Raw genomic sequence first — 9,625 nt, forward strand, 5'->3', positions numbered from 1 at the left:
GGCAAGTGGCTACTGTTAGGGCGCGCTAGTGGCCCACTCGACCGAGTGGACCACTGGCTCCAGCTCTTTCTGCCTTTTTGGAGGCAAGTGGCTACTGTTAGGGCGCGCTAGTGGCCCACTCGACCGAGTGGACCACTAGCTCTACCAGAATCTATCTTTTTAGGCAGCCGGCGCTCCGCTCCCTTTTTCCAAAACACAAAAGAAGCCCTGCCACTAGAATGGCAGGGCTGTTTGCTGTTAACGGGAGTGTTTGCGGTGTTCGGTGTAGGCGATCCAGATGCCGGATACGATTAGGAGGCCGATGATGAAGAGGGAAAGGATTGAGGAGGCTTCACCAGTGCTTGGGAGGCGGCGGCCATTACGGTCATAGCGAACGCCTGGCTCTTTAGACTCCTTAGTCGCTTGGCTGGCTGCGGAGCTTTGGTTAGCACCGGAAGATTGGTTGGCGGCTGGTGCTTGGCTAGTAGCAGAAGATTGGTTGGCGCCGGATGCTTGATTTGTGGCTGAAGATTGGCTGGCAGCTGGTGCCTTGCTTTCTTGGCTTTGGCTATTGGCAGCCTGACTAGACTGACTAGCTTGACTAGACTGCGCAGCTTGCCCGGCCGCCACGGCGGTCAGCACATAGTTGGAACGGTAGACCTTGAAGGTGCCCAGGTTAGTTTGCACCTCTTCCTTGGCGTCTGGGTTGGTTTGGCCCACTTGTTGAGCTTGGCTGGCGTCGACTTTGTAGTCGGGATGGGCTTTGACGAAAGCTTGGGCCGCCATGTCGAAGGCAGACTGGCTGGTCTCGCTGTTAACCAGGTAGTGGCTGGTTTCGGAGACTGCTTGCTTGTCATCTTGAACCTTAACCGTCATGAGTTGGGCGTCTAAGACAGGGTTTTGCTTAGGCAACTCTGTCACCGCGTAAGTCTTAGGTTCTTGGGCTTCCTCTACCGGCAGGCTGTCGGCTGCTTCCAAGACAAAGTTGGCTTCAAAAGTATGGCCGTCAAACTCGCCCTTGTCTGTGACATAGTGCTTCTTAGCTGCGTCACTCTTGACATTCTGAGGGGCGCGCTCAATCTTATAAGTGCCCTTAAGCAAGTCATAGATTTGGCCCAAGGTCACATCAGCTGTATTGACGCTAGTATAGTAGAGTGTCTTGTGAACCTTGCCGTCCTTGTCGACTAAATGAATCTTGACTAGCCCCTTCTCGGAAGCTGTCTCGTCCGCCTTAGGCATTAGGTTGACAACGGATAAGGTCTCTTGCGCTTGGGCAACCGGCACTGGTGCCAATGGCAAAGCCAGGCTCACGGCTGCTAATAATGTAATACTCTTTTTAATAATTGCTTTCATGGTAGGTCTCTCCTTTTTTCCTTTTCTTGACTATAGTATAAGCCTTGGACCAGCAAAATGGGGCAAAGTCATCAAAATCGATTAAAAATCGTCGAATTTGATGTTTTGGGCTGATTTGTCTAGTAAACTCCAAGATATTTATAATCTTTTACTCATATTTCGTTAACACTCCTTGTCGTTTTGATGAGATAACTATATAATAGAATCATAGAAAATAGTTCGAAGTCGTCATAAGTGATAGTTTTTTCATCATTTTCGATTGCAAAAGATCAAAAGCGATGTTCAAAACATCATTTTCGATGACTACTCGTCTTTTTCGATAGTTTTTTCATCATTTTCGATGACTTATTATTAGATTATTCAATGGAGGTAGCTACTCTATGGAGCTTCTTATAAATCTAAGTGAATCTTACCACACACTAATCGGTATATTTGCTCAGCGAAATCCTCTTAAAAATTGGCCTATGTCCTTTTTTTATAGCATGGCAGTGATTTTGATTTCTTATTCATTTTCTATCTTTGGTTTTCCTACCTATGTTTCGCAGCTAGTTATATTTGTTGTTTTGCTGACTGGCGCCCTAATCGAGCCTAGTGATGATAAGACCAATGCCATGGTAAAAGCGACCATTTTTGCTACGCTCCCCTATATCAACCTCAAACTCGATGGTTTTATTCAGGACTTCTTTCTCTCAAATATCCAGATAGAATCTATCGAAACTGAGCTTATCGTTTCTCATATCATCTCGCTCATTCTTATTATCTTGTTGACTCGCCTTGAAATGTCCTTTTATAAGTATTGTCAGAATCAGTTCGACCGGCTCAGTTTCTGGATTATCCCGATTCAGCTTTCTCTTTACTTCTTCTTTATTTATAGCGATTTGGCCCTAACCATTACCGAAATGTATGACGCAAGTCCAGCTCAGACGCTTCTTCATTTCAGCCCCTTCGTGGTCTTGCCTATCCTATCTATTTTATCTATTGTTTTCTTCAACCATGCTATGAACCAATCCCAAGAAGTCGCGCGTGAGAAGGAGCAATTCAAGGTGAGTCAGGCCTTCTCTAGCATGATGGCCGACCAATATCAGGAAATGCGCAAGTTTCGTCATGACTATAAGAACATCCTCTTGACCCTGGAAGGCTACATTCGCGACCAGGAATGGCAGGGGCTGGCGGATTATTTCCATCAACATATCCAACCCACCCAAGTCATGACCGACCAGCTAGGCCTAGAACTCAGTCGTCTGTCCAAGATTCAAAGTCCGGATGTCCGCAATCTGCTCTTCACCAAGTTGGCCTTTGCCGGTACTAATGGCATAGACCTCAACATTGAAGTGCCGGATGAGATTCACCTCAATGTTGAGCGCAACCCTATCTACTTGGTGCGTATCATCGGGATTCTCTTGGACAATGCCATTGAAGCTCTAAGCAATCAGGAGGGTGGCAAGCTGACCTTGGCGGTCTTTGACGATGATGGCGATGTTCACCTTATCATTGAAAATGACTGTCAAGAAGACCCAGGCGACCTCAACAAGCTCCTGGAAGCCGGCTACTCCACCAAGGGAAGTGGCCGAGGGTTGGGCCTGAGCAACGCCTTAGAATTAGCGCGAGAAAGTCAGTTCCAACTGACCACTCAATTTGCTAACCAACGCTTCACCCAACATTTACTCATTCGGAAGGAGTTGCTAGTCCCATGACAGACTTCAAATTCCCCATCTATATTTGCGAGGACAACCCCAAGCAGCGTCAGTGGCTGGCGGATTTGATTGAACGCTATGTCATGATTGAGGATTATCCCATGGAGTTAGCCTGCGTGACGGGTGACCCGGACAAGCTCCTGAACAGCTGGACTGATCGGCGAGGAAATGCCATCTTCTTCCTGGATATTGACTTACAACATGAGCTAAGTGGTATGGATATTGCGCGGCAGATCCGCCAATATGACGATGGTGCTAAGATTATTTTCGTTACGACCAAGGAAGACTACCTGCCTCTGTCCTTGCGTTATAAGGTGCAGGCTTTGGATTTCATTCCTAAGGATGATATGGACGACATGGCCCAACGCGTCAAGGAGTGCCTGGACACTATCAACAACTGGCGCAGTATCAATGGCCAGGCCAAACAAGTCTTCACCTTCAAACAAGGTAAGAGTCAGATTAGCCTCAGCTACGACAAGATTCGCTTCTTCGCCACCCTGCCCCAGGCCCATACCGTGGAAGTGGTCGCTGTCAATGCCCGCTATCAGTTCTACCATTCGATGAAAGAACTGGTCGACGAGTTGGCTGAACCCTTCATGGCCATTAGCCGCTCTGAAATTGTTAACCTGGACAAGGTGGTCAGCTACAATCCCGTCTTGCACACCCTAACCGTGGAAGGCAGTTATTCCCTAGGTATCGCCCAACGCCAGTACGGCCGCGTCATCCGCGCCCTCAAAGTGCGCAATATCAAGCCACAAATCCTCTAGGTAAATAAAGCAAAAGCACTGCTCCCCGCCAAGGGGGGCAGTGCTTTTTGCGTGAGACGGATAGGGGCTGAAACCAGGGTAAAATCCCCGAAATGGCGCGAGCCAGTGGTCCACTTTCAAGAGTGGGCCACTAGCTACCTGGAAAAAGGCGGAAATCAGGCAATTACCCCGAAATGACGTGAGCTAGTGGTCCACTTTAAAGAGTGGTCCACTAGCTTCCTAGAAAAAGGCGGTATTCCGGCAAAAGCCCAGAAATAGCGCGAGCCAGTGGTCCACTTTGAAGAGTGGTCCACTAGCTACCCGGAAAAAGGCGGAAATCCGGCAAATGCCCAGAAAAAGCGTGAGCTAGTGGTCCACTTTAAAGAGTGGTCCACTAGCTTCCTGGAAAAAGGCAGAAATCCGGTAAATGCTCCGAAAAAGCGTGAGCCAGTGGTCCACTTTTTAGGGTGGACCACTAGCTTCCTAGAAAATGGCGGAAATCGGGCAAAAGTCCCGAAATGAAGCAACTACCCCTCCCCTTTCAACAAGCCCTTCAAATCCCAGAGCTTGGTGGCTAAGCGGGTGCGGCGGTCGTCGTAGGAGCTGAGGCTGATGCCTAGTTGGCGGGCTTTGGCGGTGTCGGTCAGGCGCGGATCCAACAAAAGAGTCAGAAAGTCTGCCTCTTTATCAGACAGGCGCGACCTAGCAGCAGCCAAGAAGGCGTCCGCCCCCTGACTAGACTCCTGGGCCCCGCCCTGCTGGGCTTGCCAGGCGCCCGTTTCCGACCGCTTCAAATCCTGGGCCAGCAAATCAGCCACTAACTCCGAATCGGTCTCAGCCCCGCCACCATTTGCCAATAGACCTAAGGGCTCGCGACTGCGCCGGCGGCTAGCGGCCTGGGCCAAATCCCAGAGATAGTAGCGCAGGGCCGGCTTGACATAGCCAACGAAGCGGCTGTGGCTCTGCTCTTCTAGGGGCTGGCCCTTAAATTTCTGGGCCAGGTCCCAGACTTTGAGGTAGAGTTCCTGATAGAAGTCCTCATAGTCGGGATGGCCGCGGTAGTAACCTTGTGAATGTAATACATAGTGTATGACCCCACCATACTGTTCGACGAGCGCTGTTTGAGCCAGCGTCTGGTCTTGTGTCAGCATGGTTTCACCTCTTGGGGCGCCACCAGTCTGCCCACACTCCCCATCCCGATTTCACCCTAAGGGATGAGGCCAAGCCTGGGCAAGGCTTGTCAGGCGCCATGATATTTGTGCTTAATCAGTCACCTATTGGGGCGCGTCCTGTGTTAAACTAAGACTAACCCCACTAGTTCGACTGAACAACCGCTTGTTGACGCAGGCGGTTGTTTTCTTTTCTTTTGTCTGAAAAGTCCGTCGGCTTGGAGCGACGGGACCTGATTTCCCCTCCTCATAGTGGATGCCGAGGGTGCGCTAGGACTTGCTGGCCTGCTGGCAGATGCTGCTAATATAGGCAAAGGGCTTCTTGGCCTGGCGACGATGAGCCTGCTCGATGGCTTCGATGACGGGCCAATAACCAATCTTATCCAGCCAGTTCCGAAATTGCAGGCTTTCCGCCCCAGTCATAGTGCCAAAGTAGCGCTCATAAAAGGGCCGCAGCTTGGCCATGTCGCGCTCCAGCCGGACAAATTGGTCCATAGTCTGCTGGTTGATGCCCGTCTGGGACTGGCCTGGCTGACTGGTCAAGGACTGGGCCCGGGCTAGGGTCTGGCTGATGCCTGACTGCTTGTTAGTAACCTTGTTGGTCAAGGACTGGGCCTGGGTCAGCAGCTGACTGGCACTCTGGTCTGGTAGGCTGATGGCCTGGCCAAAGGGCTGGGTACTGGCGTCGCTGTCCAAGCTAATCATTGGCAGGCTTAAGGCTGATTCGCTGTCGCATCCCTTTGTCAGGTCTGGATCAGTCATGAGCTGACTGGCTAGTGATTTGCCCCCCGAATCAGCGACCAGCTTGGACGCTGAATTATGATTCTGATTCTGTTTGTGATTATGACTCTGATTCTCTTTATGAATCTGATTGTCATTCTGATTAGGATCTTGATTATGAAGGTCACTGGTGCTTAGGCTCCTGGAAGCCACATGAGTCTCTTGACTGGCACTAAGTGGCTGGGTCCCCTGGCTCAAACTAGTCACCCCTTCTCCCTCACTGCCTAACTCCTGGCGACGCTTAAGTTCGGTGGCTAGGACCTCCTGGGACAGCTGGTCGATCAGGCGGTGGCTATGCTCATAATAGCTGGCTAGGTGCTGGAAGACTTTGACGAGGAGTTGGCTATCGCGGACATCTTCGGCCTGGTTACGTAGCAGGCGCTCGACCGGCTGGCCGCCTTTGACTAGGCTATAAGTGAGAAAGTCCAGAATAGCCACTTCCTGGGTCTGGTCGGAATAGGCGATGACCTGATAATCGTCTTGAAAGCGGGCCAGAAGTTGTCCTACCTGAGCATCGTCCAGACTCATATCGAAGGCAATGACCCGCTTGGGCAGGGAATAGATGCCCAGTTGCGTGGACCGCGGACAGGTCATGAGGTATAAGGCAAAGAGCTTGTCCTGGGAGGAATAGCGTTCCATGACGTCTACTTGATTCCAGAAGCGGGTGTCGACGACGCGTTTGAGGCTCATAGGTCCTGCCCCTCTCTCTCATTGCAGGCTTGGATGGCCTGACGCAGGGCGCTAGAAGGTTGCCATTTGGCCCAGAAATCCAGGGCGGCTTGCTTGTCGCCTTGGCGAATCATGTCGAAGCGACTGACCTCGAACTGGAGTTTGAAGTCGCGTTGGGCTTGGTGGAAGAGGCGGTAGCGCAGCCCCTCATTGAGATAGGCTGGGGCTTGAGGTCCGCCCAACCATTCCCTCAGGCACTGACGGCGAATAGAAGCCAGACCTTCGGCGACGGCCGGTAGGATCACCGGTTCTGGCCGACTCTCTAGGGCGGGACGGTCGCTGGCCAATTTCATGAGGGCCGCTAGGACCGTTTGGACATCTTGTGGTGACAGAGAATTTGCTTTATTTGTGTTTTTATTAACATTCGTTGCCATAAGTATTCCCCCTATTGGTGACAACTGTGCTTGCTATCGAGCGCTAGCCGCTTGGCTAGTTGAGGACGTGGCCACCGGGTCACGGCTCGATATCTTCTCTGAAATGATGGCATCAGCCTTGAGCTCTGTCTTCTGCCGCTTCAGGATGCTCGCGCAACCATAATTGGTGGTAGAAGATGCGAATGAAGGCGTCGTTGTCTAGATTGAGACCCAGAGTCAAACGCAAGGCCACGCGTCGCCGCGGCTTATAGTGGCCGCAGATAATGCGGTTTAAGAGGGAGCGGTCAATCCCATAACGTTGGGCCCGTTCCTTCTGGCTACCGTAATCTGCCTCAATCAACTGAATCAAGAAGCCAGCATCATAATCCTCATCGCTGTTAGCACGATAGTCTGCCATTGTAATCCCTCCTTTCTAACTTGTATTACCTTTAAGAAAAGGTTTACAACTACATCATATTCCCATCTTCACGAATTTTCAAGATGATTTTAATTATTTCTTGTAAAATCGCACAACTTGTTAACTTTTGTTAACTGACTTTGGCCTGGGACCGGTACTAAGCGGCATTATTTATAGGCACAAAAAAAGACAGGAAGCTAAACTTCCCGTCTCTCTTGTATTTCTTAGTACCAGCCGTTGGCTTCCCAGAAGACTTTGGCTGCTTCCCAAGAACCGTAACGGTTCTTAACGTATTCGTCAGCCACGCGTTCTTGGTTCTCGATGGAGTAGTCACCGTTCAAGTACTCAGCAGTTAATTGGTAACGGCCGATGTAACGACCTGATGGGTTGACTGCGTTATAGTCACCACCGGATTCCTTCTGCGCAATCCATTCTTTGGCTGCGGATTGGATGCCTTGGTAGCCTGAGCTTGAGCTTGGTGTTTCTTCGGTCTTGCTTTCTTCAGCAGCTGGAGCAGCTTGCTCAGAAGATTCCTCGACTGCTGGTGCAGCTGGAGCTGGAGTCGCTGGCGCTTCTTCAACTGGAGCTGGCGTTTCAGCTACAGGAGCTGTAGATTCCGCAACAGGACTTGAGCTTTCTTCAACAGAAACTGGCGCGTTAATTTCGCTAGCAGATTCGACTTGAGACTCAGAAGATTGGCTTGCTTGCTCTTGGGCGCTAGCAGGCTCAGCAACTGGTTGAGCTTGGGCTTGAGCTTGGGCTGCAGCTGCGGCTTGTGCTTCTTGGAAAGCAGCGGCAGAAGCCGTTGGCGCTTGATGAACTTGAGTGACTGGTGACAAGTCAACTGGTTGTTGGCTTGCTTCAGATAAAACTTCTTGTGGAACAGCTTCAGCGGCCACTTGTTGGTGGGTATCCGCTTGAACGGTTTCCACATTACCTTGACGGTCGTCTAAGGTTACGGTATTAGCGGAAGGGTTATAGTAGATGACAGACCCTGCAATAATCAAGTCTGGGTTGGCAATGCCGTTGAGACCGACTAAGGATTCTGTTGGCACATCTAAGGCCTGAGAAATGGTCCATAAGGTGTCGCCCCACTGTACCACATAGTATTGTGAGTTGGTTACAGAGTTGCGGACATGTTCAACCGTCCGTTGAACCCAGCCGGTTACAGACGCATCAGAATAATCTACGGCTAAGGCAGTTGCTTGTTGTGCTGCAAAACCTAATACAGTTAAGGCAGTCACCACTTTAAGTGTCTTCTTCATATAGATATCTCCTTTATACATCGCACACGCCCTCGGGCGCAGACGTTAAATTCTTTGAGTGGGTAGGCGCTGGACTAAATTAGCCAAGAATATGCCGGACTTGCTGACCTAGACCTATTAAGCTAGGAAAAGCCGCCAAACTTGGCGCGGCCAGTGACCCTCCACCTCGTGTCACGTATCTATCATACCCTAATTAGGCGCTCCTGTGGGGAAAATGCCCCAGATGTTAATCAGCTTTAAAGGATCCCGCCCCAAGCTGACGCAAGTTTGTTATCTAGGGCGAGGATTGTAACCTGCTTGTAACTTTTTTTGGTGTGGGGCTGGGGGCTTTTTGGTTGCTGCCTTGGTCCCAGGGAGCCAGTGGTCCACTCGACGGAGTGGTCCACTGGCTCGCGGCTTTTCGGGCTTTTGAAGTCAAGTCCAAAATCCTGTGTAAAAATATGTAGACTGTCCTATAGCTTATTTGCGTTTGGTGAAGTTGACAAGGAAGGGGCGTGCGTTAGCCTGCCAGGCATCGTTTAAATCAATGAGGATGGCGCCAATTAATCGCTCAGCGGAAGCAATATTAGGATAGACGCCAATGACCTTATCCCGCCGTCTGATTTCACGGTTCAGACGTTCGACAGAGTTAGTAGTCCGCAAATTAGGATGATAAATCTCAGGCTCCATCATAAACTGCACGGCATCTTCAAATCCCTCATCTAAAACCTTTAAGGCCTTCTGATAGCGAGGATTGTCCGCGACAGAGGCCTCAAACTCTTCCTTGAGCCGTCTGGCATGTTCAGCGGTGGGCGCCTGGAAAATGGCCTTAAACTTAGCGCGCGCCTCTAGACTCCCCTTTCTGGGGATGGTCTCGACAATGTTGGACAAGAAATGAAAGACGCAACGTTGCCAAGGTACCCCAACAAAGCAGTGCTGGATGGCCGCTCTAAGCCCAGAATGAGCGTCTGAAATAATCAGAGTGGGCTGGCTCAAACCACGGGCACGTAGGGATTGATGGAAAAACAAATTAATGAAAAAAAAGCCTTGGTTCCCAAAGCTTTTTTTATGTTATAAACTCATCAAAATAACTCCCAGTTAGATCTGGAATATTTTTTATTCTGTGTCATATAAAAATAAATAAAATGAATGGCTATAGC

8 protein-coding genes and 2 pseudogenes are annotated in these 9,625 nt (G+C 50.2%); 2 read left to right on the plus strand and 8 right to left on the minus strand.

The window, feature by feature from the left end:
- Positions 1–237 precede the first annotated feature (237 nt).
- Positions 238–1,332, minus strand: coding sequence for an LPXTG cell wall anchor domain-containing protein (locus ACO53F_RS09335; protein WP_485138194.1), 1,095 nt, complete (start codon positions 1,330–1,332; stop codon positions 238–240).
- Positions 1,333–1,943: 611 nt separating this feature from the next.
- Between ACO53F_RS09335 and ACO53F_RS09340 the strand changes: the two genes are divergently transcribed.
- Entirely contained in the window at positions 1,944–3,026 is a 1,083-nt protein-coding gene (locus ACO53F_RS09340) for a sensor histidine kinase (protein ID WP_485138195.1), read from the plus strand.
- Positions 3,023–3,793, plus strand: a complete 771-nt coding sequence (locus tag ACO53F_RS09345; RefSeq protein ID WP_485138196.1) for a response regulator transcription factor — start codon at positions 3,023–3,025, stop codon at positions 3,791–3,793. The genes ACO53F_RS09340 and ACO53F_RS09345 overlap by 4 nt, the downstream gene beginning before the upstream one ends.
- Positions 3,794–4,299: 506 nt before the next feature.
- Here the strand turns inward: ACO53F_RS09345 and ACO53F_RS09350 are convergent.
- From ACO53F_RS09350 to ACO53F_RS09380, 7 genes and pseudogenes are all read right to left on the minus strand, one after another.
- Positions 4,300–4,923: an RNA polymerase sigma factor gene (locus ACO53F_RS09350; protein WP_485138197.1), complete on the minus strand. Its 624-nt coding sequence runs from the start codon at positions 4,921–4,923 to the stop codon at positions 4,300–4,302.
- A 288-nt stretch (positions 4,924–5,211) separates the two neighbouring features.
- The gene (locus ACO53F_RS09355) at positions 5,212–6,411 is read right to left on the minus strand and encodes a hypothetical protein (RefSeq protein WP_485138198.1); all 1,200 of its coding nucleotides are present in this window, start codon (positions 6,409–6,411) and stop codon (positions 5,212–5,214) included.
- A complete protein-coding gene (locus ACO53F_RS09360) occupies positions 6,408–6,824 on the minus strand; it encodes an ORF6C domain-containing protein (protein WP_485138199.1) in 417 nt (138 codons plus the stop codon). The genes ACO53F_RS09355 and ACO53F_RS09360 overlap by 4 nt, the downstream gene beginning before the upstream one ends.
- 112 nt (positions 6,825–6,936) lie before the next feature.
- Complete coding sequence (locus ACO53F_RS09365) at positions 6,937–7,221, minus strand: helix-turn-helix domain-containing protein (protein ID WP_485138200.1); 285 nt, start codon at positions 7,219–7,221, stop codon at positions 6,937–6,939.
- Between the two features lie 224 nt (positions 7,222–7,445).
- Positions 7,446–8,486 (minus strand): aggregation-promoting factor C-terminal-like domain-containing protein, encoded by a 1,041-nt coding sequence (locus ACO53F_RS09370; RefSeq protein ID WP_485138201.1) that lies wholly within the window; start codon positions 8,484–8,486, stop codon positions 7,446–7,448.
- A 459-nt stretch (positions 8,487–8,945) separates the two neighbouring features.
- Positions 8,946–9,494: pseudogene (locus tag ACO53F_RS09375) on the minus strand (IS256 family transposase); the annotation flags it as partial.
- A gap of 53 nt (positions 9,495–9,547) precedes the next feature.
- Positions 9,548–9,625, minus strand: a pseudogene (locus ACO53F_RS09380) (low temperature requirement protein A); the annotation flags it as partial.

Source organism: Abiotrophia sp. (assembly GCF_057275535.1).

Coding starts and splice junctions, on each gene's coding strand:
- ACO53F_RS09335 (WP_485138194.1), bottom strand. CDS start 1,332: ATGAAAGCAATTATTAAAAAGAGTATTACATTATTAGCAGCCGTGAGC.
- ACO53F_RS09340 (WP_485138195.1), top strand. CDS start 1,944: ATGGTAAAAGCGACCATTTTTGCTACGCTCCCCTATATCAACCTCAAA.
- ACO53F_RS09345 (WP_485138196.1), top strand. CDS start 3,023: ATGACAGACTTCAAATTCCCCATCTATATTTGCGAGGACAACCCCAAG.
- ACO53F_RS09350 (WP_485138197.1), bottom strand. CDS start 4,923: ATGCTGACACAAGACCAGACGCTGGCTCAAACAGCGCTCGTCGAACAG.
- ACO53F_RS09355 (WP_485138198.1), bottom strand. CDS start 6,411: ATGAGCCTCAAACGCGTCGTCGACACCCGCTTCTGGAATCAAGTAGAC.
- ACO53F_RS09360 (WP_485138199.1), bottom strand. CDS start 6,824: ATGGCAACGAATGTTAATAAAAACACAAATAAAGCAAATTCTCTGTCA.
- ACO53F_RS09365 (WP_485138200.1), bottom strand. CDS start 7,221: ATGGCAGACTATCGTGCTAACAGCGATGAGGATTATGATGCTGGCTTC.
- ACO53F_RS09370 (WP_485138201.1), bottom strand. CDS start 8,486: ATGAAGAAGACACTTAAAGTGGTGACTGCCTTAACTGTATTAGGTTTT.